At 51.2% G+C, this 25,026-nt stretch carries 27 protein-coding genes; 2 read left to right on the forward strand and 25 right to left on the reverse strand.

Features of this window, described 5'->3' with window-relative positions; translation table 11 throughout:
- Positions 1–49: 49 nt before the first annotated feature.
- The 4 genes from ACE418_RS02325 to ACE418_RS02340 are packed head-to-tail and all read right to left on the reverse strand — an operon-like array spanning position 50 to position 3,328.
- Entirely contained in the window at positions 50–904 is an 855-nt protein-coding gene (locus tag ACE418_RS02325; RefSeq protein ID WP_416449062.1) for a type II restriction endonuclease, read from the reverse strand.
- Positions 874–1,680, reverse strand: a complete 807-nt coding sequence (locus tag ACE418_RS02330) for a DNA-methyltransferase (protein ID WP_416449064.1) — start codon at positions 1,678–1,680, stop codon at positions 874–876. Before ACE418_RS02330 ends, ACE418_RS02325 begins: the two co-directional genes overlap by 31 nt.
- A gap of 10 nt (positions 1,681–1,690) precedes the next feature.
- Positions 1,691–2,536: a DNA adenine methylase gene (locus ACE418_RS02335; protein ID WP_416449066.1), complete on the reverse strand. Its 846-nt coding sequence runs from the start codon at positions 2,534–2,536 to the stop codon at positions 1,691–1,693.
- Between the two features lie 57 nt (positions 2,537–2,593).
- On the reverse strand, positions 2,594–3,328 hold the full coding sequence (locus ACE418_RS02340; protein WP_416449068.1) for a TRM11 family SAM-dependent methyltransferase: 735 nt from the start codon (positions 3,326–3,328) through the stop codon (positions 2,594–2,596).
- 192 nt (positions 3,329–3,520) lie between these two features.
- Between ACE418_RS02340 and ACE418_RS02345 the strand changes: the two genes are divergently transcribed.
- Positions 3,521–4,072 (forward strand): PD-(D/E)XK nuclease superfamily protein, encoded by a 552-nt coding sequence (locus ACE418_RS02345; RefSeq protein ID WP_416449070.1) that lies wholly within the window; start codon positions 3,521–3,523, stop codon positions 4,070–4,072.
- Positions 4,073–4,481: 409 nt separating this feature from the next.
- Here ACE418_RS02345 and ACE418_RS02350 read toward each other — a convergent pair whose 3' ends face one another.
- Positions 4,482–4,895, reverse strand: a complete 414-nt coding sequence (locus ACE418_RS02350) for a hypothetical protein (protein WP_416449072.1) — start codon at positions 4,893–4,895, stop codon at positions 4,482–4,484.
- A 166-nt stretch (positions 4,896–5,061) separates the two neighbouring features.
- Here ACE418_RS02350 and ACE418_RS02355 point away from each other — a divergent pair, with 166 nt between their 5' ends.
- Positions 5,062–5,472, forward strand: a complete 411-nt coding sequence (locus tag ACE418_RS02355) for an amino acid-binding protein (protein ID WP_416449073.1) — start codon at positions 5,062–5,064, stop codon at positions 5,470–5,472.
- A 226-nt stretch (positions 5,473–5,698) separates the two neighbouring features.
- On the opposite strand, the gene ACE418_RS02360 is transcribed toward ACE418_RS02355, so the two are convergent.
- The 20 genes from ACE418_RS02360 to rsmD all read right to left on the reverse strand — a co-directional run bounded on the left by ACE418_RS02360 (position 5,699) and on the right by rsmD (position 25,013).
- Positions 5,699–6,733, reverse strand: coding sequence for a 3-deoxy-7-phosphoheptulonate synthase (locus ACE418_RS02360; protein ID WP_416449075.1), 1,035 nt, complete (start codon positions 6,731–6,733; stop codon positions 5,699–5,701).
- A gap of 75 nt (positions 6,734–6,808) precedes the next feature.
- Positions 6,809–8,083, reverse strand: coding sequence for a sensor histidine kinase (locus ACE418_RS02365; protein ID WP_416449076.1), 1,275 nt, complete (start codon positions 8,081–8,083; stop codon positions 6,809–6,811).
- Positions 8,084–8,086: 3 nt separating this feature from the next.
- On the reverse strand, positions 8,087–8,773 hold the full coding sequence (locus tag ACE418_RS02370; protein WP_416449077.1) for a response regulator transcription factor: 687 nt from the start codon (positions 8,771–8,773) through the stop codon (positions 8,087–8,089).
- A gap of 14 nt (positions 8,774–8,787) precedes the next feature.
- On the reverse strand, positions 8,788–9,402 hold the full coding sequence (locus ACE418_RS02375) for a GTP pyrophosphokinase (protein WP_416449078.1): 615 nt from the start codon (positions 9,400–9,402) through the stop codon (positions 8,788–8,790).
- 126 nt (positions 9,403–9,528) lie between these two features.
- Positions 9,529–10,164 carry a redox-sensing transcriptional repressor Rex gene (locus ACE418_RS02380; protein ID WP_014015920.1) on the reverse strand — a complete coding sequence of 212 codons (636 nt, stop codon included), beginning with the start codon at positions 10,162–10,164 and terminating at the stop codon, positions 9,529–9,531.
- Between the two features lie 88 nt (positions 10,165–10,252).
- On the reverse strand, positions 10,253–11,530 hold the full coding sequence (locus tag ACE418_RS02385) for an O-antigen ligase family protein (RefSeq protein WP_416449080.1): 1,278 nt from the start codon (positions 11,528–11,530) through the stop codon (positions 10,253–10,255).
- Between the two features lie 216 nt (positions 11,531–11,746).
- Positions 11,747–13,051 carry a bifunctional folylpolyglutamate synthase/dihydrofolate synthase gene (locus tag ACE418_RS02390; RefSeq protein ID WP_416449082.1) on the reverse strand — a complete coding sequence of 435 codons (1,305 nt, stop codon included), beginning with the start codon at positions 13,049–13,051 and terminating at the stop codon, positions 11,747–11,749.
- A 9-nt stretch (positions 13,052–13,060) separates the two neighbouring features.
- Positions 13,061–15,724, reverse strand: coding sequence for a valine--tRNA ligase (locus ACE418_RS02395; protein WP_416449084.1), 2,664 nt, complete (start codon positions 15,722–15,724; stop codon positions 13,061–13,063).
- Between the two features lie 318 nt (positions 15,725–16,042).
- Positions 16,043–16,870 (reverse strand): NAD(+) diphosphatase, encoded by an 828-nt coding sequence (nudC, locus tag ACE418_RS02400; protein ID WP_416449086.1) that lies wholly within the window; start codon positions 16,868–16,870, stop codon positions 16,043–16,045.
- The gene (gene thrB, locus ACE418_RS02405; protein ID WP_416449088.1) at positions 16,867–17,784 is read right to left on the reverse strand and encodes a homoserine kinase; all 918 of its coding nucleotides are present in this window, start codon (positions 17,782–17,784) and stop codon (positions 16,867–16,869) included. The genes nudC and thrB overlap by 4 nt, the downstream gene beginning before the upstream one ends.
- Before the next feature lie 3 nt (positions 17,785–17,787).
- Positions 17,788–19,077, reverse strand: coding sequence for a homoserine dehydrogenase (locus ACE418_RS02410; protein ID WP_416449090.1), 1,290 nt, complete (start codon positions 19,075–19,077; stop codon positions 17,788–17,790).
- A gap of 22 nt (positions 19,078–19,099) precedes the next feature.
- Positions 19,100–19,549 (reverse strand): ACT domain-containing protein, encoded by a 450-nt coding sequence (locus ACE418_RS02415; protein ID WP_014015913.1) that lies wholly within the window; start codon positions 19,547–19,549, stop codon positions 19,100–19,102.
- Positions 19,546–20,478, reverse strand: a complete 933-nt coding sequence (locus ACE418_RS02420) for an NAD-dependent epimerase/dehydratase family protein (RefSeq protein ID WP_416449091.1) — start codon at positions 20,476–20,478, stop codon at positions 19,546–19,548. The genes ACE418_RS02415 and ACE418_RS02420 overlap by 4 nt, the downstream gene beginning before the upstream one ends.
- Before the next feature lie 17 nt (positions 20,479–20,495).
- Entirely contained in the window at positions 20,496–21,344 is an 849-nt protein-coding gene (locus ACE418_RS02425) for a ChbG/HpnK family deacetylase (RefSeq protein WP_416449092.1), read from the reverse strand.
- Positions 21,345–21,440: 96 nt separating this feature from the next.
- On the reverse strand, positions 21,441–21,887 hold the full coding sequence (larC2, locus tag ACE418_RS02430; protein ID WP_416449093.1) for a nickel pincer cofactor biosynthesis protein LarC2: 447 nt from the start codon (positions 21,885–21,887) through the stop codon (positions 21,441–21,443).
- A 5-nt stretch (positions 21,888–21,892) separates the two neighbouring features.
- Entirely contained in the window at positions 21,893–22,570 is a 678-nt protein-coding gene (gene larB, locus ACE418_RS02435) for a nickel pincer cofactor biosynthesis protein LarB (protein ID WP_416449094.1), read from the reverse strand.
- 2 nt (positions 22,571–22,572) lie between these two features.
- The gene (locus tag ACE418_RS02440; RefSeq protein WP_416449096.1) at positions 22,573–23,382 is read right to left on the reverse strand and encodes a TrmH family RNA methyltransferase; all 810 of its coding nucleotides are present in this window, start codon (positions 23,380–23,382) and stop codon (positions 22,573–22,575) included.
- Between the two features lie 88 nt (positions 23,383–23,470).
- Complete coding sequence (locus tag ACE418_RS02445) at positions 23,471–23,947, reverse strand: ATP synthase subunit B family protein (RefSeq protein WP_298587651.1); 477 nt, start codon at positions 23,945–23,947, stop codon at positions 23,471–23,473.
- Between the two features lie 13 nt (positions 23,948–23,960).
- The gene (gene coaD / locus ACE418_RS02450) at positions 23,961–24,452 is read right to left on the reverse strand and encodes a pantetheine-phosphate adenylyltransferase (protein ID WP_020311470.1); all 492 of its coding nucleotides are present in this window, start codon (positions 24,450–24,452) and stop codon (positions 23,961–23,963) included.
- A gap of 3 nt (positions 24,453–24,455) precedes the next feature.
- Positions 24,456–25,013, reverse strand: coding sequence for a 16S rRNA (guanine(966)-N(2))-methyltransferase RsmD (gene rsmD, locus ACE418_RS02455; protein ID WP_416449098.1), 558 nt, complete (start codon positions 25,011–25,013; stop codon positions 24,456–24,458).
- Positions 25,014–25,026: the final 13 nt, after the last annotated feature.

A 25,026-nucleotide genomic window follows, 5' to 3' on the forward strand; every position in this document is an offset into this window, starting at 1 on the left:
TCGCCACGAGCAACCATCGGCTCGTGAAAATTTCCACACGGGCATGCGCCTAATCCGCAAACAACTTTTCTAAAATGCCATTTTCCATATCCGCAATATTATATAGCGTATCCATAACCTGAAAAGTTTCTTCTAAATTACGAGCTGCACTTTTCCAACCTCCGCCATCTGTAATCCAAACAAATTTCACATCCGTTATATCTTTGGATTCTTCTGCAATCATCTTATAACTCCGGCTCGTTTCATTTAATTTAGAGCCACCAGATGTATAGAAATTGGTTTCAATAACATATATCATCTTTGGCGTTTTCACAACAAAATCCCAGCGTTTTGTCGTCGTTCCCTGCGCCGAAATCGCCGATAAATCAACATTCCACTTTTCTTCCACGTCTGATAAGTACATTTCTTTGTAATACTCTGCACCCGTATGCTGAATACAGCGTTCAACCAAATCTTCCATTTGATCGCCACCACGATTTTTTCTTCCATTCGTATCTAATCCCGTTTCAACGCCAAGGCAATAATCATACAAGTTATTGATAATATGATTGGAAATCAAATCAAACAGGCCTGTTTTTTCCATAAAATATACATATTGCTCAATAGACTGATTCATTTTATGGAAATTATAATTAAAAGCCCCCTGTTCATCTTGCGCATAAATTTCATTAGTTCGTACTGCTAAAATAATAGGTATACACTCCAACACTTCCGGATAGCGATGCAAAATATCAACAAATTCTTTTTTTATGTTCTTGCTCCCTACCAATGCATTCAGAATGTGAAGTTCAACTTTCTTTTCCTCAACGTTTTTATATACTTTCGGAAAATCAATATAGTAATTATACTGGTTTATTGATTTTCTCATAGTCTTCAGCCAATCTTTAAAGTTTCGTTTGCACATTTCTTTAATCTCCTTATGGATAATTCAATATATTCGTTATTGCTATCAATACCAATATATTTTCTTCCTAATTTTTGTGCTGCCACACCAGTCGTCGAAGAACCACAGAAAGGGTCCAACACAATATCGCCAGCATTGGAAGAGGCTTTAATAATTCTTTCTAAGATAACTAATGGTTTTTGCGTCGGATGCTTGCCTTCCGTTTTTTCGGATGGCGGAGTGAGCGAAGTAGTCCAGACATCCTTCATTTGCTTTCCACCATTTTCTGCTTTCATTAATTCATAATGAAAAGTTTGTTTTGCCTTCTTGTCATTTAATTTAGCCCAAATAATCGTTTCGGTCGAATGAGTAAAACAACGACAAGCTAAGTTAGGCGGCGGGTTGGTCTTTTGCCAGGTAATATTATTGATAATCTTAAACCCTTCTTGCTCCAAAGCCATGCCAATGGAAAAAATATTATGCAGTGTACCACTAATCCAAATACTGCCATTAGGTTTTAAAATACGATGGCAGCGATGAAGCCATCGCCGGTTAAATCGATGTTTTGCAAGCCATCCATCAGACCTATCCCAAGCCCCCTTATTGACAGAAACTTGTCTTCCCCCGGAACAAGTAAAACCATCATTTGATAAAAAGTAGGGTGGATCAGCAAAAATTAAATCAACAGATTGCGATTTCATTTTATCTAAAACTTGAAAAGTATCCCCCAAAATAAGCATCGAATTTTCTGTCTCATAAGCTGGTATAATATGTTGCCCTCTAAATAGCTTATCCATTTTTCCTCCGTCAGTAATTAGTAATAATAACCTCTTTCCCCGTCCGTTTCTTTGCATTGCGGTTAATCAGTCTTTTTACGTCAACAGACTGTATTCTATATCCTTTATGCCCATATAATTCATGGACCAATGGAGTATCATTATTTGATAACATAATAAAAACGCCTCGGTCATTCAATATATCAAATAAATTCGCCAATCGTTGGTGGTCGGCCAAGGTAAATCCATCAGCTGTATAATCTGTAAAATTAGCCGTTTCAGTAACCGGTATATAAGGACTGTCAAAATAGACAAAATCACCAGACTGAACTCGTTTGCAGAAATCTTCAAAATCTTCATTGCAGATGACTACATCATTTTCTCGAAGATATTGCCCTATAGCCTGCAAATTGCTTTCATCAAAAGAATTTCCTTTTTCCCTTCGATTCCAAGGTACATTAAACAGCCCTTTTTTATTAACCCGATACAGCCCATTAAAACAATGCTTGTTCAGCCAAATCATGAGTGCAGCTACTTCTGTATCCAAAGTGCAGCCTTGCATAATTTTTTCATTATATTTCTCTCTCAATTGGTAATACCGCTCTTTATCACAAAGGACAGAATCTAAATTTTTCAGCCGTTCAATCACTTCATTCTCGTTTTCTTTCAACTGCCGATAAATATTGATTAAAACACTATTGGTATCGTTAATAGCTGCCTGCTTGGGAGATAATCCCAATAAAAAAGCTCCGCCCCCTACAAATGGCTCGTAATATCGTCCATAATGTGCTGGAAGTTTTGCAATCAAAGTATCCAACAGCTGTCCTTTACCACCTGCCCATTTCACAAAAGGGCTCATTTTAAATTCTGTCATCATTTTACCTCAATCTTAAAATTATTACTCGTATTATTGTACCAACAGCCCTCCTATCTTTCAACTAATTTTGTGAAATACGAATAAATGTTCATGTGCTAATAGCAAAAAATTATACTTTACACTATTCGTCTTCCAAAATCCTGTTGCTTTACAATTATGCTGTTCTTTTATAATCATTTCTTTTAAGGAAAATCCTTGCCGTAAAAATAAGTCCATAACAAAAAAACTCAATGGAATAACGTGCCCCTTTTTTCGAACGTCCCCCATTAAGATCGCACAAAATTTTCCTTTTTTCAGGATACGATAACATTCACAAACTACCTTCTTCATTTCCTCTAAAAATAATTCAACATCCAACCGAGATAAATCTTGTTCTATATCTTGACTATACTGAATAATATTTGCATAAGGAGGATGAGTGCAAATAAAATCAATCGATTCATCTTGTATAAAATAAAGATCCCTTGCATCACCCTGCTTCAAATAAATTTTTCCCATATTAGGATATAAGAAATCACATTTCTCTCGACATCGCTCTAAAGCCTGTTCATTTACATCAACGCCGATGCAATTCCGATTTAACAGTTTAGCTTCAACTAAGGTAGTTCCGCCCCCAACAAAACAGTCTATCATTTTATCCTGTTCATTAGAGTATCGAAGTATTAAATTGCGTGGAATATAAGGAGACCAATTTCCCCGATATTTTCCATCATGCGTAGCCCACTTTCCTCGTTGTGGAAAAGACCATACCGATGTCATTTCCAAGGTAAAATCATCTGGCTGCCATTTCATGTTATCACCTCAAATGAACTTTTATTATCCCAAATGTACAAGGCAAAAATGAGAATATCATAAAAATTCACTCAAAGATCATTAAAAATTCATTAGAAAATCAAAAATGCCTCAAAAATTGAGTATAATAAAGATCCATATAAAATGACTAAAAAGTCAATTTAAAATTTATTCACGAAAGGAGTTTTTATTATGACTCGTATTCCAAACACCCATGGTGGAGGCGCAAAAACCAATATGAATGGTTTAAGATTTGAACAAACAACCTCATTAAATGATGCCTTACAAGATCATAACTTTATCTTGAAGCCACTTTCATCAAACCGGAAATCAATCGGTTACGAAGTCTGTAGAGGAGAGAGTCTCATCGGCTATTCCGTTCCCAAACATGCTTTATATTCTTGCTTTTTAGCACCTCGTGGAATCAATTATCGTCAGTATAATTCAAAACAATGGCTTCCTGATGAATGTTTCATTAATGAAATAACGAAAACGGCCTTTATTATTGAAAAGAAATTTCAAAGTTCGGCTGGCTCTGTCGACGAAAAATTACCCAGTTGTCATTTTAAAAAAGGGGAATATGAAAAATTATTTTTCCCATTAGGATATTCGGTAGTATTTATTTACGTATTTAATGATTGGTTTCAACGCTCTATGTATCGTGATACGTTACAATATATTAAGGATATGGGGTGTTATTACTTCTTCAATGAAATTCCATTAGCCATATTTACTAAGTTATAAGGAAGACCGTAGCTTGTAAAGAGCCTACCATTATATCAGAATAAATTATGACTATAACCTCACAGCGGGCTGCCCTTTGGGACAGCCCCTACGGATGCGGCATACAGACGCATAATTTTATCGCTTGTATGCGATTTCGTAGGGGACGTCCTGCAAAGGCGTCCCGCCGTGAATCCTATGTACGGACAGAATTTATGACAAATGGCATACGGTCGTAATATAATCGTGAGTCTGTCGCGGCGAAGCCGCATCTGAGTCCAAAGGAAAGTCGTTGTTCTTGGTTCGTGACTCGTACTCACCATTATATTCGAATTGGATTGTGGTTTAATATCACAGCGGGACGCCCTCTGGTCGTCCCCTACGCACAGGGCCGCTGGCCGTGTATTTTTTGCGGTCTGCGAAATCTCCATCACTCCCAGTCGTCGTACTGGTTATCGTCGTACTGGTTATCGTCGTATTGGCTGTCGTCATCGGGGTTCTCCCAATTGCCGTCGTAATCGCGTTCGGCCCGTTCTTGTTCTTTGTTCCGTTCGTGAAGTTCGTGCAGGATGAGGCCCGTCCCGACGGCTGACAAGAAGGCGGCGTCCTTGGCGTCGAGCTGATGGGGTATCTTGGCCTTTTCGGCTTCCAGGGCGGCAGCTTTTTCCTGTGCCTTCTTTTCGGCCTGTTTCTGGCCGCTGCGCCGCAGGATACAGACGATGACAAAGGTCGTCAAGGTCGCAGCGATGATGGCTTTCAAAGGATCTGTGACGCCGAGCCACATATAGAGTTTGGCAATGCCTGTGAGCAGTAAGAATAAGAAGATGATGACCCAAGCTGGCATAGCGCTCACCTCGTATCATAAAAAACATACTTCGTATGCTTTTATTATATCATAATTCTAAAATTCTGAAACGTTTAACAAATCCCTTCCCCATTACAAGCCTGTCTTTTTATGGTAAAATGGGAATAACGTCACAATATTTTATCATCAAGGGGGATTCTGATTTATGCTCAATCAAGTTTCTGTATTCGCTGAAAATACGAAGGGCGCCTTGCGCAAGATGACGTCGGTCTTAGCCGATGCCAATATCAACATCTACACTATGCTGGCCAACGACAGCGCAGAATTCGGCATCATCCGCCTCATCGTCACCGACCCGGAACTGGCCGTCTCGAAATTGCAGGAAGCCGGTTACCAGTGCCATACGGATAAAGTCGTCGCCGTCGAAATGGGCGACACACCGGGCTGTCTGGACAAGATTCTCGACAGCCTCCGCCAGGCTAATATTTCCATCGACTATTTATACATCTCCTATAACCGCCAGGCCGGCACACCCGTTGCCATCTTCAAGACCCGCGAAATGGAAACGGAAACGTTCCTGCGCGGCAAAGGATACACCTTGCTGGATACGTTTTAAAAAAAAGCGCTGTCGCACGTGCGACAGCGCTTTTTTAGTGGCTAGTGGCTAGGGGCTAGTGGCTAGTGGCTAGGGGCTAGGGGGGCTAGGGGCTAGGGGCTAGGGGTTAGCGGTTGGTTTTAAATTTAAGGGCCTCTTCTACAAACTACAAACTATAGAGAAGCTCCTACAGTGCAGCCATAAGGCCGCAAAAACGAGCCACGAACCACTAGCCACGAGCCACGAATTATAGCAATTCTGCCATATCGTAGATGAGGCGTTCAGATTTTTCCCAGCCCAGGCAGGGGTCGGTAATAGATTTGCCGTACGTGCCTTCGCTGATTTTCTGATTGCCGTCTTCAATGTAGCTTTCGATCATCAAGCCCTTGACCAGCTGTTTGATATCCGCCGAATGTTTGCGGCTGTGGATGACGTCTTTGGCGATGCGGATCTGTTCCAGGTATTTCTTGCCCGAATTGGCATGGTTGGCGTCGACGATGACGGCCGGATAGGACAAGTCCCGTTTACCATAGGCTTCGTACAGGCGCTGGAGGTTTTCATAATGGTAGTTCGGCATGCTGTTGCCAAAGCTGTCGACGTAGCCGCGCAGGATGGCATGAGCCAGCGGATTGCCTTTCGTACGGACTTCCCAGCCGCGGAAGAGGAAATTCTGCGTATGCTGAGCGGCTTCGATGGAATTGAGCATGACCGAGATGTCACCGGACGTCGGATTTTTCATGCCCACCGGGATGCCGACACCGCTGGCAATCATGCGGTGGAACTGGTCTTCGACGGACCGGGCCCCGACAGCCGCATAGGATAAGAGGTCCGACAAGTAGCGGAAGATTTCCGGATAGAGGACTTCTTCGGCGCAGGTAAAGCCCGTTTCGCGGACGACGCGGGCATTCATTTCACGGATAGCGATGATGCCGCCCAGCATGTCTTCCTTGCCTTCCGGGTCCGGCTGATGGAGCATGCCCTTATAGCCGACGCCGATGGTACGGGGTTTGCTGGTATAGACGCGCGGGATGATAAAGATTTTATCTTTGACCTGTTCCTGGACTTTGACCAGGCGGTGGATATAATCGAGGACAGCCGGTTCATTGTCGGCCGAGCAGGGCCCGATGATGAGCAGGAAACGGTCATCTTTGCCAGTCAGGATATTTTTGATTTCTTCATCCCGTTTGGCCTTGATGGCTTTGACCTTATCGTCGATAGGAAATTGTTCCATCAGTTCCTGCGGTTCCGGTAATTTTCGGATATATTCCATTTGCATTTCCATTGGTATCTTCCCCCTGAGTAAAAGTGATGTTGGTCACATTATAACACAGGTTGCGGCCTTTCCCTATAGGAAAAATCAGCCCAGCCGAACAGTAAACGTTATACGTTGGGCCTTATAAGATACATTGATCTTGCCGCCCATGAGTTTCGTCAATTCTTCGGCCATGGACAATCCGATGCCGTAGCCGGCTTTCTGGCTGTTATGGGATGTATCACCGCGATAGAAGCGTTCAAAGAAGCGGGAATAATCGACATTGGCGCCATCGGCATAGGTATTGGTCACGGCAATGACGGCCCCCTTCCCCAGGCGGCCCCGGCGCAGGGAGACGTCGATGTTCCCCTTATCGTCGCAATACTTGACGGCATTGTCGACGAGGATGTTGACCAGTTCATAGAGGCACTTGCTGTCGCCTTTGACGTGGATGCCGTCAGCAATGGCTGTCGTCAAAGTCTTTTCGCCATCAATGGCCAGCTGCTGGAAAGAATCGGCCACCGCCTGGACCGTCTCCGATAAGTTCACATCGGTAATGACCAGGTCGACCTGCGAGCGTTCGCCCATCTTGGACAGCATGATGAGGTCCTGGATCAGGTTGGACAGGCGGCGGACCTGTTTGAGGATGCTGTCCGTCCACTGGCTCTTCCCATTGAGCATCTCGATGGCTTCGGCATTGGCCGAAATAATGGCAATCGGCGTTTTGAGCTCATGCCCGGCGTTGGTGATGAACCGCTTCTGGTTCTCCATATTACGGACAAAAGGCCGGATGGCGATATTGCACATGGCCGCCAGGATGATGACATAGAGGACGACGCAGCCTACGCCGAACCAGAGAGAATAACGCATGAACGAGGCTACGGCAGCGACGTCGCGCGTGCAGTCCAGGATGACGATGAGGAAGCTGCCGTCGTCGTTGGGCTTAATCATATAGGCATAACTGGCCCGGTTCTTTTTGAAAAAGCCCTGTTTCGTCCCATTTTCCCGCGCCTCAGCGACAGTCGTCCGGGCGTAGTCGATGGCTTCTTTTTCAGAAAACGAAGCGATGTGCTGAATGTCGATTTTTTCCGCATAGCCGCTGGCATTGACGAGGACGCTGAAAAAGCGTATCTGATAGGCAAATTCCGGCGTTTCTTCCGTCCATGACGGGTCACTGAAAAAGCTGCCATCGTCGCCGCCGATTTTTTGGGGCACAGCGCCATCATTATGGATGATATAGGTCAAGACCGACATGACCTGCTGGTGCATGCGCATATAGGCGATAGTATTGATGAGGCCCAGGGCACCGCCGAGGACGACGAGGACACCAATCGTCGCCATGATGATGAATTTACGGCGCAGGCGCTTGATGATGTTCATAAACTACGCCTCCGCCGGTGCTTCTTTCACGGTCAAGGAATAGTCCTGCCCTCTTTCACCGATGATTTCGATATCGGCCTGGACCGCTTCCAGTTTTTCCCGTAAATACGAAACATAAATGAAGACGATGCTTTCATCGACGTCGTCTTCATCGCCCCAAACGTTGTCAAAAATCTGTGCCGTAGACAAAGTCTTGCCGGCGTTGGCCATGAAGAATTTCATGAGCTTCGTTTCCTTATTGGCCAGGCGGATAGAGTTGCGGCAGGCCAGTTCTTGTTCTTCCACATCGAGTTCGACATTGCCGACGGTGAGTTTCGACGGCGCAAAGGACGTCGACCGCCGCGTCAGGGAGCGCAGGCGGGCCAGGAGTTCCCCCATGGCAAAGGGCTTAGTCAGATAGTCGTCGGCACCGGCATCGAGTCCGGTGATGCGGTCGTCGATTTCGGCTTTGGCCGTCAGCATGATGACCGGCGTCATATTGCCTTTGTCCCGGATTTCCTTCAAGGCCTGGACACCGTCCTTCTTGGGCATCATGATGTCGAAAATCATGCAGTCATAGGACTGGGACAAGGCTTTTTCGACGGCAGCCTGGCCGTCATAGACGGCGTCGACGTCGTAGCCCGAATGGGTCAGTATGGCCGACAGGGCTGCGGACATTTCTTTTTCATCTTCAGCTAATAGCAAACGCATGGCGTTCCCTCCCCTTATTCTTGCGCATGAATCAAATTGCGGATAGTCTGCATGGACACGTCGCACGAAGCCAGTTCATCGGCACAGCGCTTGAGTTCCCGGACAATGAGTTCCGGGTTCTTGATATCATGCTTGTATTTCATCTGATGTTCCAGGCTGGCCCAGGAGTCCATGGCAATCGTGCGCAGCTGGACTTCGGCGTAGAAACGGCCCGGATTGGCACCGGTCACATCTTCGTAGGGTTCTTCCAGTTCCAAAATGACGTGGTAACTGCGGTAACCGTTCGGCTTGACGTGGCGTATATAATCTTTCTCTTCGACGATGCGGACGCCATCGAGGCTTTTCAGGAAATCGATAGCCCGATAGATGTCATTGAGGAAGCAACAGACGATGCGGATGCCGATGGCATCGTGGATATCGTGGAGGGCCGAGTAAGCCGTCTGCGGCAGGCCTTTGCGGTCGCATTTTTCCCGCATGCTCCCTTCGGATTTGATGCGGTAAATCAGGTGCTCATAAGCCGCTTCCCCTGTTTTTTCCTTTATATCGTCACTATAGGCGCGGATGCGGCCGATAATATCTTCCAGTGCGGCATGTAAAGCCGGTTCGTACGAACCATAGATAGAATCCATAGTAGTATCACCTCATTCTATAAATGTTGGAGTGTAGGAATATTATAGCATAGAAAAAGGCTTGTCGCACGGCGACAAGCCTTTTTAGTGGTTAGCAGCTAGTGGTTAGTGGTTATCCACGAGCCACTAATCTTTCTTATTCGTTAAATAGTACGAAATGCGGCTCAGGCCGATAGACAGGTCTTCGCGGAAGACGAAGATGCCATCCGGTACGGTCAGGCGCAGTGGTGCAAAGGACAGGATGCCCCGGATGCCGGCGGCGACCATCTGGTCGGCTACCTGCTGAGCTACGGCTGCCGGCGTCGTGATGATGCCGATCTGGATGCCTTCGCGCTGAATGACTTCGCCCATTTCAGAAATCGGCGTAACTTCGACACCGCCGACATTCTGACCGATGATGCGGTGGTCGACGTCGAACAAGCCTGTCGTACGGAAGCCCAGGCGGCCGAAGGTCTTATAGTTCGCCAAAGCCCAGCCGAGATGGCCGATGCCGGCGATGCCGATTTTCCAATGCTGCTGCAGGCCGATGATTTCTACGATCTGCTGGCATAATTCACTGACGTAATAGCCTACGCCCTTTTTCCCAAAAGCCCCAAAACAGGTCAGGTCTTTGCGAATCTGTTCCGGCGTGATGCCCAGCCGTTCCCCTAACTTTTCGGATGAGATGATATCGATTCCCGCGTCTTGCAGTAATAGCAAGTCCCTGTAGTACAGCGGCAATCGTTCGATGACAGCATCCGATATTGCCTTTTTCTGTCTCATGGATAATACCCTCCAACTATGTCCCAAGCTATTCCCTATAGCTATAAGTCATCTTATCTAGTGATAATAGTCACAGACTTATTATATATCATTGTGAATTATTTCGCAAACTATTTTTGCTGTTTTTTTCACATTCTTCGCCATACATATTGGCGAAAAGGGCACTCATCAGCCAAAAAGTAAGTGAAATCTGGGTACTAAATAAATCGTAGTCGCTCATGCCGCTGATGGCCAGGGACAGGACAGCCGAGGCCATCGTCATGGCCAGGGACCGGTTGAAGGTATGGACTGCATGGCTGCGCAAATAGCGGATGGCATACCAGGCATTGCCGAAGAAGAACCATAAGCCGAAGCAAAAACCGGCCATGCCCGTTTCAGCCAGGACGTTGAGATACATATTGTGGGCATGGAAAATGACGATGCCCGCTTCCTGGATCAGCTCGTTATAGACGGGATAGACGTGCTTGAAAGCCCCCCAGCCAATTCCCAGGACGGGATGGTCGACAAACATAGCAATGGCCGCTTCCCACATATCCATGCGCATCGAGACCGATGTATCGGCTTCACTGTGACTGAAAATGGACAGCAACCGGTCGGCGACACCGCCATGGTAAAAAGCCAGGATCAACGGGCCGGCCAAAAAGAGGAGCCACACCCGTTTATCCCAAAAGAGCCCGAAAAAGAAAATCAAGGCGCAGACGCTGAGCCAGGCACCACGGGAATAGGTCAGGACCAGACAGAGGGTCAGGATAGCCAAAAAAGCCAGGTACATGACATGATGCCAGCGGTGGCGGGTACAGATCATCATCGACGCCGAAGCGCTCATGATGATCAGCAAGAAGGCTGACAATAAGTTGGGGTTGTACAGCGTCGAATACATGCGGCGCCGCAGCATGGGAAAGGCTGAATTGTCGACCCATTCGGCCTCGTGGAGGGTCAGCATGTGGGCATACTGGTACAGGCCGTAGAGGGCGACGACAAAGGCACTGAGCAAGAGCGTCGAAAAGAGCAGGCGCCGCTCCCAGGAATGGCGGACGAACATAAGGATGCCAAAGTAGAGCACGAGGTACTGCAAAACCGTAAAGACGTAGAAAGCCGTCCCCAAGAGAAAGTGCGGTGAGCCGACGAGAGACAGAAAGGCCACCAGGGCAAAGCCGGCAGCTGGCAGGGACAACGGTGACTGACGCAAAGGCAGCTTGGGATATTTCTTACAGTAATACAGCCCCAGGCCCAAGGCGATGATGAAAAAGCCTTCCATGATGAACAAGTTCAAAGGCATAAAAAAGACAGTCCCGGCCATCGCATAGACGACGCGCAGCCGTGCCCGCTCGGCTGGCGTACTGCCGGTCCGTATCATCCACTTCATAACGTTCGCTCCTTACATTCCGTGTAAAATATATGTATCATTTTACCATAAGAAGGCGCGGAGGCGCAACGAAAAGGAGCTGTCGCGATGCGACAGCTCCTTTTCAGGGGTTAGGGGCTAGGGGTTAGGGGCTAGGGGTTAGGGGCTAGGGGTTAGGGGTTAGGGGCTAGGGGTTCGTGGCTAGTGGCTGGCTGCTGACCGCTAGCCGCTCGGCCCTTACTCAATATGGTATCTATTCCGGAAATACTTCCGGACTTCTCCCTGGATGTACAGGGAGCCGACGATGCAGAGGACCTGGTCCGGTTTGACGGCGGCCAGGGCCTTGTCCAGGCCGCCGGCGATGCTGCCGGCCCAATCGGCTTGGCACGGCAGGATAGCGGCCATGGCCTTGGGGTCGGCCGAGCGCGGCGTAGGTGCCGGCGCGCAGACGACGTAATCGTCGTCGTGGAAGAGTTCCTGCACCATCTGGCTGTAATCTTTGTCGGCCAGGACGGAGAAGAGGAAGACCCGTTTCCGCGAAGCGAAGACGTCTTCATAAGTCTTGCAGAAGGTGTCGATGCCAGCCGGATTGTGGGCGCCGTCGAGGACGACGTCGATATCCCCGGCCTTGAAGACCTGGAAGCGTCCGGGCCACTGGACGTGGCGGATGCCGTTTTCCAGCACCGTGCGGGTCAATTTCTTTTCATGGCGGGCCAGGATGAGCAGGGTCATGACGGCCGCTGCACAGTTCGTCCGCTGGTGCTTGCCCAAAAGGGGCAGGACCGTCGTAATGGCAAAGCCATATTTTTCCCGGACCGTCACCATCTGGCCGGTTGCCGGATCTTCCGGCCCGGCATTGCCGACGACGTCGAAGCTGTGGTCCAGGGCATAGAGGCGGCTGTGCTTTTCATAGGCCTTGCGGGCAATGACCTGCAGGGCCGGCCCGTCAGCCGTCGTGACGACGGGGACGCCTTCTTTGATGATGCCGGCTTTCTGCTCGGCAATGGCTTCAATCGTATTGCCACAGTATTTCATGTGGTCCATGGCGACGTTAGTGATGACCGAGACGACGGGAACGATGACATTCGTCGAGTCGAGGAGGCCGCCCAGGCCCACTTCGATGACGGCATAATCGACGCCGATATAATCGAAGTACCAGAAAGCGGCAGCCGTAATCATTTCAAATTCCGTCGGCCCTTCCCCGCCGTCAGCGACCATAGCTGTCACAGCGTCTTTGACGACGGCTACGGCCTTGGCGAAGTCGTCACGGGAAATATCATGATGGTCGATATGGATCCGTTCCGTATAGTCTTCCAGATGAGGCGACGTATAGCGTCCCGTCCGGAATCCCGCTTCCGTCAGGACCGATGCGATCATGGCCGTCACCGACCCTTTGCCATTGGTCCCGGTGACGTGAATCGTCTTATAGTGATTCTGGGGATTGCCCAGCCGTTCCAGTAAGGCCTGAATACGGCCGAGCCCCAGCTGGATGCCAAAGACATTGGCTGATTCCAGATAGTTGATTGCTTGTTCGTAAGTCATAGCCGCCTCTTAGAGTTTGGCCAAATCTTCCATGCGTTTGGTCAATGCAGCCATCTTTTCCTGATAATCGGCGAGTTTACCCTTTTCCTTTTCGACGACAGCTGCCGGTGCTTTCGAGAGGAAGCCCTGGTTGGACAATTTCTTGTCAAGGCGGGCGATTTCTTTCTGGAGTTTTTCCTGTTCCTTCTGGACGCGGGCCGTTTCTTTTTCGACGTCGATGAGGTCTTTGAGCTGTAAGTAGACTTCAATGCCCGGAACGACAGCGACGACGGCATTTTCCGGTTTGGCATCGTCCGCAGCCAGGAGGGTTACTTTATCGGCAAAAGCCAGGGTATGGAAGTAATCTTCATACGTCTTCAGCGTCTGTGCCATGTCTTCCGTAGCCGGTGCCAGGATGACCGGGGCTTTCTTACCCATGGGGACATTGGATTCAGCACGGAGGTTACGGATACCTTTGATGGCTTCCATCATGGTATTCATAGTAGCGGCATCGGCCGGGAAGTTCCATTTATCCTGCGTCTTCGGCCAGGGAGCGACGATGATGCTTTCGCCTTCGTGAGGCAGGTGCTGCCAGAGGTGTTCCGTAACGAACGGCATGAAGGGATGGAGCATTTCCAGTGTGTGCGTCAGGACATAGACCAGGACGTACTGGACCGTGTGTTTGTCCCGTTCGCTTTCGGCCTGGTACAGGCGCTTCTTGGCCAGTTCGATATACCAGTCGCAGTAGGAGTTCCAGATGAAGTTGTAAACGGCATCAGCAGCGTCGCCGAGTTCGTATTTATCGAGGTCTTCCGTGACTTTCGTGACTGTATCGTTGAAGGATGTGAGGATCCAGCGGTCGGCCAGGGTCAAATCTTTATCTTCGGGGACGAAGGTATCATCGAAATCGCCGAGGTTCATGATGACGAATTTAGAAGCGTTCCAGATCTTATTGGCAAAGTTGCGGTTGGCTTCGACGCGTTCCATGTAGAAGCGCATGTCGTTGCCCGGCGTATTGCCCGTAACCAGGGTGAAACGCAAGGCGTCGGCGCCGTACTGTTCGCAGACGCCGAGGGGATCGATGCCGTTGCCCAGGGATTTACTCATCTTACGGCCCTGGCTGTCGCGGACCAGGCCGTGGATGAAGACGTTCTTGAAGGGGATATCTTTCATGAATTCGCAGGTCATGAACATCATGCGGGCGACCCAGAAGAAGATGATGTCATAGCCCGTGACCAGGACGCTGGTCGGGAAGAACTGCTGGATATCCGGGGTCTTATCGGGCCAGCCCATGGTCGAGAACGGCCAGAGAGCCGAGCTGAACCACGTATCGAGGACGTCCGGATCGCGGTGGATATGTTTGCTGTGGCAATGCTGGCATTCGGTGATGTCTTCCCGGCTGACTGACGACTTGCCGCAGTCATCGCAGTACCAGACAGGGATCTGATGGCCCCACCAGAGCTGACGGCTGATGCACCAGTCGTGGACGTCTTCCAACCAGTGATTGTAGGTCTTGACGAAACGGTCCGGGATGAACTTGGTCTTGCCATCTTCGACGGCCTTGAGCGCAGCTTCGGTCAGGGGTTTCATCTTGACGAACCACTGCTTGGTGACGAACGGTTCGACGGTCGTCTTGCAACGCGAGCAATGGCCGACGGCGTGAGTCAGTTCTTCGATGTGGTCCAGGAGACCCAATTCTTTCAAGTCGGCGACGACGGCTTTCCGGCAGTCTTCCCGGGTCATGCCATTGTATTTGGCGCCGGCTTTTTCGTTCATCGTGCCGTCGAGGTTCATGATCATGATGGATTCCAGGTTGTGGCGCTGGCCCATTTCAAAGTCATTCGGGTCGTGAGCCGGCGTAATCTTGACGGCGCCAGTACCGAAACCGATGTCGACGTAATCGTCGGCAATGACTTCGACTTCACGGTCGACGAGGGGGACGACGACTTTCTTGCCGATGTATTTCTTCATGCGGTCATCGTTGGGATTAACGGCGACAGCCGTATCGCCCATGATGGTTTCCGGACGGGTCGTGGCGATCATGATATAATCATCTTCACCGACGACGGGGTATTTGATATACCAGAGATGGCCCTGGACATCGGAATGGTCGACTTCGATATCGGACAAAGCCGTATGGCAGTGCGGGCACCAGTTGGTGATGCGCTGGCCTTGATAGATGAGGCCTTTTTCATAGAGCGTGACGAAGACTTCGCGGACGGCACGGGCACAGGTATCGTCCATGGTGAAGCGCTTGCGGCTCCAGTCGCAGGAAGAACCGAGGCGGCGGACCTGCTTTTCAATGCGGTTGCCGTACTGTTCCTTCCAGGCCCAGACGCGTTTCAGGAATTCTTCACGGCCGATGTCGTAGCGGGTCTTGCCTTCTTCTTTAGCCAGCTGCTGTTCGACTTTGACCTGGGTAGCGATGCCGGCGTGGTCCGTGCCGGGAATCCAGGCGACGTTATAACCTTCCATGCGTTTGAAGCGGACGAGGATATCCTGCAGGGTATTGTCCAGGGCATGGCCCATGTGGAGCTGACCTGTGACGTTCGGCGGCGGCATGACGATGCTGAACGGTTTCTTGCTCGGATCCGGATCCTGATGGAAGTAGCCATTCTTTTCCCAAAAATCATACCAGGACATTTCAATGTCATTCGGTGCATAAGCGCCTAACTGTTCCTTATTCCATTTCATCTGTATTTCCCTCCAAAACAAAAAAGAGCATTCCCTCGCCTAAGGGTATTCCTTAGGACGAAAGAATGCTGTATCTTCCGCGGTACCACCTAATTTGCCGCTTGCGCGACCGCTTCATGGCACAGGTAACGTCTGCTGCACGGGCAGGCCTTTCCTCCTGCCAGCTCCCGGGTGACGCGCCCTACCCTCTTTGGATGCCCTCGCACCATACCTGGCATCTCGCTGGCAAAAAGAAATAAGGCTTCTTCCGCTCATCGCTTTTATGTGATAAATATTGTAGCAATTTTGCTTAGGCCTGTCAAGGTACTCCGCGTAAAATCAATAGATGCCCTGTTTGAAGAGGGTCATCATTTCCATGGTCAGGCTGGCCTTTTCCGTATCTTCCGGGATGTCCTGGCGGTCGATCCAGCCGGCCGCAGCCAATTCACCGTGGTCGACTTTCAAATTGTCATCGCCGTCGAGGTCGCAGAAGAAACCAAAGAGCAGCGTGTCCGTAAAGCACCAGGGCTGACTCTTATAGAATTGCAGGTTCTTGACCTTGATGCCCACTTCTTCCATGACTTCCCGGTGGACCGTTTCTTCGATAGTCTCGCCGACTTCGGCAAAACCAGCCAAGAGGGCGATATTCTTATATTCCCGGCCAGCGTACTTCGAGACCAGCAGTTTGTCGCCATGGCGGACGGCGACGATGACGGCCGGACAGATGCGCGGATAAATCATGGTATGGCAATGGTCGCATTGTACCATGCGTTCCTTCTCGCTGTGCATCATAGGGCGGCCGCAGCGCCCACAATAGATGTGGTTGCTGTACCAGTTGTTCAGGGACAGGCCGGCGATACCGGCAAAGGCCAGGTAGCGTGGCCGGGCAGCGCGCATGAAATTGATGGACACATAGGCAAAGCCGTCCCGTTCCGGCAGGGCTTCCCTGGCCAGGTAGAACTGAGACCGGTCTTCGGAAAAGAGCCAGCGGAACCGGTCTTCTCCGACATCGGCATAGTCGGCATAGCGGGGATAGACGAATTCTTTATCCCCTGTCAGCCGGACCAGGACCTTGCGCCCCTGATAAGACAACAGAATACCATCCTGTGCCAAGGGCACAGGGTGGTATTCGACATGGTACGTGTGATTTCCGATGTCTTGTATCATTCGACGAGTTTCGCTCCTTCATTGCTGCATTTCAGGATGTGACCCGTAGCGGCGATGCCGTGGTCGTTGAAGCAGTTGATCATGGCGTCCATGATCTGTACTTCCTTATCCGTCGCAAAGGCGATGAGCGTCGAACCGGAACCGCTGATGGTAGCGCCCAGAGCACCGGCTTCGACGGCCTTCTTGAGGACCAGGTCGCCGCTGGGGATGAGGCGCAGGCGGTAGGGCACGTGCAATTTATCCTGCAGGCCATAGGCGATGCGGTCGTACTGCTTGGTAAACAGTGAAGAAACGAGGAAGCTGACGCGGCTGACGTTGAAGACGGCGCTCTGATAGTCGATGGTCTTAGGCAGGGCCTTGCGGGCTTCTTCTGTCGAGACTTCGACTTCCGGGCTGACCGTAATGAAAGACAAGTCATCGTCGATAGGGATGGAATTGGTCAGGGTCTTGCCATCGGCCATGATGGAAACGGACAGGCCGCCGTAAATGGCGGGAGCCACGTTATCGGGATGGCCTTCGAGGACGGTCGCCATGGTCAGTATATCTTCGCGGGTCATCTTGTTGCCCGTCAGGGCGTTGCCGATGAGGATACCGCCGACCAGAGCTGCCGAACTGCTGCCCAGGCCGCGGGCTGGTGGGATGGCATTGACCAGGCGCAGGGTCCCACCCTTGGGCAGGGGCTGGCGGTTCTTGATGGCGACGGCTTTCATGGCCTGACCGACCATGTTCGCATCGAAATCACGGGGCAGGGTATTGACGCCCAGGCCTTCGATTTCGACGGTGATCGTGTCTTTATCCGGTTCTTCCGTAAAATAAATGTCATTGTACAAAGTCAGGGCAATCCCGACGGCATCAAAGCCGGAGCCGACGTTAGCCGACGTAGCCGGGATCTGTGCGTGCAGCGTTTTTGTCATTTCTTACACCTCGATTACACGAATGGCATTCGCAATCTTGCGAACGCACGACAAGTCTTCGATTTTCTGGAGCGAAGCCTGAACCAGGCCAGCTGCCGATTTGTCGATGAGGATGACGATTTCAGCGATTTCTGTCGTTTCATCCTTCTGAATGAGGGAGCGGATACTGATATTGTTTTCTGCCAGGACCTTGGAAACGGCTGCCAGGACGCCCGGTGCATTGTTGACGATCATGCGGATGTAGTACGGCGAGCAGATGTCGGCCTGCGGTTTGAGCTTGGCTTCGTGCCATACGTAATCCCGTTTGCCTGTCATCTTCAGGTTGCGGTGCAGGATGACGTTCATGACGTCGCTGACGACGGCGCTGGCTGTCGGCAGGGAACCGGCGCCCTGACCATAGAACATGACGTCACCGACGCAGTTGCCGCGGACGCAGACGGCATTGTAAGCACCGTCGACGTTGGCCAGCGGATGGCCTTTGCGGATGAAGGACGGATGGACGTTGAGGGAAATGCCGTCTTCATCCTGGCGGGCAATGGCCAGGAGCTTGATGACATAGCCCATTTCCGTGGCGTGTTCAATATCTTCTTTGCTAATGTTTTCAATGCCTTCGACATGGACATCGTTGAAGGTCACCGCCGAATGAAAGCCCAGCGTTGCCAGGATGGCAATCTTGCGGGCTGCATCGTAACCGCTGACGTCGTTCGTCGGGTCGGCTTCGGCATAGCCTTTTTCCTGAGCTTCTTTGAGGACGTCTTCATACGACGAGCCATAGGCCGTCATGTTGGACAAGATGAAGTTCGTCGTGCCGTTCATGATGCCGATGATTTCTTCGATGCGGTTGCTGTTGAGCGACGAATACATGGGGCGCACGATAGGGATACCGCCGGCGACGCTGGCTTCGAACTGGAAGTCCACGTCATGCTGCTGCGACAATTTCAGCAGCGGGATGCCGTAATCGGCAATGAGGTCCTTATTGGCACTGATGACGCTCTTGCCGCGCAGGAAGCACTGTTCGATGCAATCCTTGGCAAAATCGGCACTGCCCATGACTTCGACGACAATTTCGATGTCATCATCGTTAATGATATCGTTGAAATCCGTCGTGAGCTGGATGGAATCCGGTAAGTCTTCCATCTTTTCGTACTTATTCAAATCGCGGATAAGGACCCGCTTGATGTTGATTTTCGTATCGAGCTGTTCTTCAATGAGCGGACCGTTCATGGCCAGTAAGTCGACAACCCCTTTACCGACCGTACCGCATCCTAACAAGGCAATGGAAACATTTTTCATGAGCCTACTCCCCCTTTTTATCTTACGCTTGTCCGATGATATCGACTTTGCTGACACCAGACAGCTTTTCTAACGTTTTGATCAGTTCATCGACAGGAACAGTCATATCCTTGGTTTCGATGGACAAGCTGACATCTGCCATCCCCTGCAAGGGAATCCCCTGGTTGATAGTCAGGATACTGCCGTTATTGGCAGCGACCGTGTTGAGCACTTGCGATAATTCGCCAGGACGGTCGAAGATCATGACCGACAAGGTGACGATTTTCCCCTGGGTTACATCGTAAAACGGGAAGACATAATCCTTATATTTATAGTACGCACTGCGGCTCAAATCCATCATGCGGACGGCTTCATTGATGGTGCGCGTCTGATGATGCTTGAGGATTTCTTTGACCTTGATGGTCTTCTTGATGGCTTCAGGCAGAATGTCTTCACGGACCAGGTAAAATTTATGGTTACTGTCTTCTTTCACTCGGCTTCCTCCCTTTCAAGAAAATATTGATATGTCGCCATGAGGCCCGGCATGAGTTTCATCTTCGGCCGCCAGCGGAGCGTTCCGATGGCTTTGCCATTGGCCAGGGACGACCGGAAAATATCGCCTTTACGGGCTTCTCCATAAGAAACGGCCACACCGGCATGAGAGAAATACAAGAGGATTTCTTTCAGCGCGTTGATAGTCGTCTCGATCTGCGTGCTGATGTTATAAATCCCTGACGGCACGCCGTCGTCCATAGCGGCGATATTGGCACGGGCTACGTCCTTGACGTAGACGAAGTCGCGGGACTGTTCCCCGTCGCCGAAAATCGTCAAGTCTTCGCCGCGGGCCAAGGCCCTGGCAAAGAGGCCGACGACACCGCCTTCGCCGCCATTGCCCTGGCGTTCGCCGTATACGTTGGCATAGCGCAGGATGGCATAGGGCAGTCCGAAAAGGCTGCCATAGAGCTGGATATACTTTTCCGCAGTCACTTTGGTCAGGCCGTAGAACGACGCCGGTGCCAGCGGTTCCGATTCGTCCAGGGGCACTTTGGGATTATCGCCATAGACGGCGGCCGACGACGAATAGATGAATTTCTGTATCCCCTGGCGGCGGCACTGTTCCAGGACATTGATCAGGCCGATGACGTTGAGTTCGGCATCGTCCCTGGGATGGGCCAGGGAATAGGACACCTGGGTCTGGGCCGCTTCATGGAAGACGATATCGAAACGGCCTTCTGCAAAAAGGGCCTGCAGGGCCGCTTCATCGCGGATATCGCCTTCGACGAAACGGGCCGCTGCCGGGATCTGATCCCGGCAGCCTGTACTCAGGTTATCGAAGACCGTCACGTCATGGCCAGCTTCCAGCAAGGCGTCGACGAGGTGGGAACCGATGAAACCGGCCCCGCCGGTAACTAAAATATGCAAGGTAAGACCTCCAATCCTTACGGCAGGTCGCCGTAAGTAATGAGTTCAATCTGTTTGGCTTCCAGCTGCTGGCGGATAGCCGGTGACAGCAGGGCCTGGAATTCATCCTGCCAATGATAGCTCCAGGAAAAGGACTGGCTGAGGACAGCCGTACTGCGTCCTGGGTGCATCATGATTTCATGCGTCCCAAAAGGCAGTCTGTCAATGAGATAGTGCAGATTGCTTTCGGTCATGTGACCGCCGTCGACCATACCCCAGAAAAAATCCGTCGTCGTGAAGTGCAGGCGCCGGACCGAGGCCATGGCTTTCTTTGACAAGTAGGTCAGGCCGTCGCGGCCGGCAATGCGCACGGGATTGGCCGACAATACCTTATAGGAATAGGCTTCCCTGGGGATGCGCAGGCGGTGGATACCGTATTTCATCATCAGCGACTGGACGATGGACCAGATCTGCGGCAGGACGTGCAGGTGCTGGTGGCTATCCAGGTGGTCGATGGGAAGGCCGGTGGCCATGATCTTTTCCATCTGGGCGTCGAGTTCCCGATAGACCTGACCGTAATCGAGCTTCCCCTGGCAGGCCCGCTTGATGACTTCCGTATAACTTTCCGGCAGCAGGCCGTCGGGCTGGACCAGAGTCGGTACTTCCTTAGCCGCTAGGATCGTCGGCAGGGACCCGACCAGGCTGAGATGGATGCCGATGCCCAGTTTGGGACACTTCCGGGCCAGATCGACGGCTTCGTCAAAAGCCGGGCCGTTGGCCAGCAGGGATGTGCTGGTCAGGACGCCTTGTTCACAGGCTTCGATGACGGCCTGATTGACTTCTGTATGGATGCCGAAATCATCGGCATTAATGATGACTCTATTCATCTTTCAAACTCCCCGTCCTTTCAGGACGTACTACATAACGAGCTTAATGACTATTATACATGGACAATCGTATTTTGACAATATCCCTCGCCCATTCTATTCCGTAAATTGCCGATACGCCGCTTCCTTCACTTTACGCTGCCAATCCTTCAGCGGCGTCCCTGTCTCAGCGGCTGCAGCCCGGCAATCATCGTATTCTGCGGATATGTTGACGACCTTGCCGCCATAGCGGCAGACCTTGCAGTGCAGGTCGCGGCCGTCGACATGGACCGTCGTGATGAGCCGGTCGCAGGCCAGGCGGGTCACCGGGAAAAAGCGGACACCAATGGACGTCGTCTCCCTGACGATGACGCCGATGAGGGTATCGATGAGTTCCTGACGGCACAATACGCAGAGCATAGACGCCATGCGGCCTTTCTTCATCATCATCGGCATGGCCCAGACATCGTTGGCGCCCTGGGCCAGGATGAGGGAAAAGACGTATTCCATGTTCTGCGGGTTCATGTCATCGATATTTGCTTCCAGCTGCCATAACGTTTCCATTGCCATCACCTCAAGCTGTTCATCGTATCGGCCAGGCGGCCGGCGCCGAAGCCATTGTCGATATTGACGACGGATACGCCGGCAGCACAGCTGTTGAGCATGGCCAGGAGGGCCGACAGGCCATGGAAATTGGCGCCATAGCCGATGCTGGTCGGCACGGCAATGACCGGTTTATCGACGAGGCCGCCGACGACGCTGGCCAGGGCTCCTTCCATGCCGGCGACGACGATGTTGACGTTGGCCTGGCGGATATCATCGACGCGGGCCAGGAGGCGGTGGATGCCGGCGACGCCGACGTCATAGATGCGTTCGACGCGGTTGCCCATGATTTCCGCCGTCAAGGCCGCTTCTTCGGCAATGGGGATATCGCTCGTCCCGGCGGTGATGACAGAAATGAGGCGGTCGCCATTGACGACGGTCTTGTCTTTATGCTGATAGACCATACGGGCCAGTTCGTCATACTGGGCAGCCGGATGGCGCCCGGCCAGGGCGTCGTAGACGGCTTTGTCGGCCCGCGTGCCGATGACGTTGTCGTACTTTTCCATGAGGATGTCCAGGATCTGTACCGACTGGTCGATGGTCTTGCCGGCACAGTAGACGACTTCCGGAAAGCCGCAGCGCTGCTGACGCTGTAAGTCCAGTTTTGCAAAGCCCAAATCGAGGGTTTCCTTATTTTCTTCCATAATTACTCCTTAAAGCCATTTTTTTCCCATGCCTTATATAAGACGATGCCGACCGACATGGACAGATTCAGTGATTCTGTATCGGGACGCATGGGAATGGTCAGTACGTCATCACAGCAGTCCAGGAAATCCCCTGGCAGGCCGTTTCCTTCGTTGCCGAAAGCCAGGATGACGGGCTGGCTGTAATCAGCGTCGACATAAGAAATGGTCCCTTCCGGGGCCGTCCCGTAAACCTTACGGTCCTCATCAGCGCAGAACTGGTCCAGCTGTTCATCGGTCACGTCCTGGACGACAGGAACCTTGAAGATGGCCCCCATGGCACTGCGGATTGTCTTGTCGTTGTAGACGTCGACGCTGCCTTCACTGAGCAGGACGGCACCGGCATTGGCAGCCGCCGCCGTGCGCAGGATGGTCCCCAGATTCCCCGGGTCCTGGATGGAGCGCAGATAGAGGACAGCTTTTTCCGGTGCAATAGCCGGCAGGCTGTCAAACGTATAGGCAAAGAAAGGCAGCATAGCGGCCAGCCCCTGAGGCGTCTTCGTATCTTTCAGCTTGTCATAGACGCTGTCGGTGACCGCATAAAAAGTCCAGCCCAGTTCGAGTCCCCTGGCATAGAGGGCTTCAAAGCCATCCAGGGCCCTCCCCTTTTCCGAGACGAAGCAGATGGCATCGGGAATCGCCATGGCCGCCGCGTCGGCGATGACCCGCAGGCCTTCGACGAAGACGCGCTGATGGGCCTGGCGGCCTTTCTTCTGCTTCAGGGAGCAGGCCATCTTGACCCACTGGTTGTCGCGGGACGTAATTTCGTTCATAGTACCTCCTATCTACCCGCCGTGCGGATAAAAAAAGGGACCTCGCATGATAACTTTCATGCGACAGTCCCTCTCGTATAAGCCATGGTTACTGCTGATCCGGCTTGTCATCCTGATGTCCGTTGCTCTTGAGCAGGCTTTCGCGGTTCTGCTGGATGCTGGACAAGGTCTTTTCCAATGTTGATTCAACGTATTTGAGGACATCGCCGGCATAGGTAATGGAGCTGTTCTTCAGCTGTTCCGACGAATCGTTGGCATTCTGGATGATCTGGTTGGCATGTTCCTGAGCCTGCCGTACCAGTTCGCTTTCTTCTGTCAATTTGGCAATATAATCCTTGGCCTGGGCGACCATGCTTTCGGCATGATGCTGGGCATCGGAAATGATCTTATCTTTTTCGGACAAGACTTTCTTAGCCTGTTCCAATTCGGCCGGCATGGATTCTTTCAAATCGTCGATGATCTGAAGGATTTCTTCTTCTTCGACCATCTTCTTATTGGTAAAAGGCATCTTCGAGGCGTTCATTACCAAACTTTCCAAATCTTCTAACAGTTTATCCGAATTCATGTATTCTCCACTCCTAAGCATTGTACTTGTCTGCAAACTTCTCTTTCAGTTTCTGTTCGACGTAATCAGGGACCATATCATCGAGCTTGCCGCCGAAGCAGGCCAGTTCGCGGATACCCGTCGAGCTGATATACGAATACTGGGTGCTGGTCATGATGAAGACCGTTTCGATGCGCGGTTCCACCTTCTTCATGAGCAGGGCCCGCTGGAATTCGTATTCAAAATCGCTCAGGGCGCGCAGGCCGCGGATGATGATAGTCGCACCGTGTTCGATGGCATATTCGTTGAGCAGGCCATGGAAGCTGACGACTTCGATGTTGGGAATGTGTTTCGTCGTTTCCCGCAACATCTCTTCCCGCTCTGCCATCGAGAACAAGGGCTTCTTCGACGGGTTCTCAAAGACAGCGACGATGAGCTTGTCGACAAGCTGGCTCCCCCGTTCAAAAATATCAATGTGTCCATTGGTGACAGGATCAAAACTGCCGGGACAAATACCGATTCGCACTTTCTAGACTCCTTCCTGACGACGGCGGATAAAGGCGATCCGCGTGTCTTTCCCATAGGATTTTTCTCTGATGACCTCATACAATGGGCTCTCCGTTATACCTTCGTTCCGGCTGTATTCCATCAGAATCAATCCTCCCGGAGCCAGCAAATCGTATTCACCTATCAAAGCGATTGTATCGTTCACCAAATTTTTGTTATACGGCGGGTCCGCAAAGATATAATCAAATTTGCGTCCCTGCAGCCGTGCCAGGGCCTTGGCCGAATTAAGGCGCAGCACTTCGACACAGTCTGCAAAACCGCAAAGGGCTGCATTCTGGCGGATGAGCTGCTGCGTGTAATGGTCGATGAAGACCGCCGAGACCGCACCGCGGCTCAGCGCTTCCAGCCCGAGGGCACCCGTACCGGCAAAGATATCGAGGACAACGGCACCGCGCAGGCCGCCGCTGTTTTCGAGGATATTGAAGAGACTTTCCCGCGTACGGTCCAGCGTCGGCCGGGTCAGCATCCCTTTCGGGGATTTCAGGACCCGTCCTCTGGCACTGCCGGATATGATTCTCATAGGATCACCTGCT

The organism is Megasphaera jansseni (assembly GCF_047974155.1).
Taxonomy (GTDB): Bacteria; Bacillota; Negativicutes; order Veillonellales; family Megasphaeraceae; genus Megasphaera.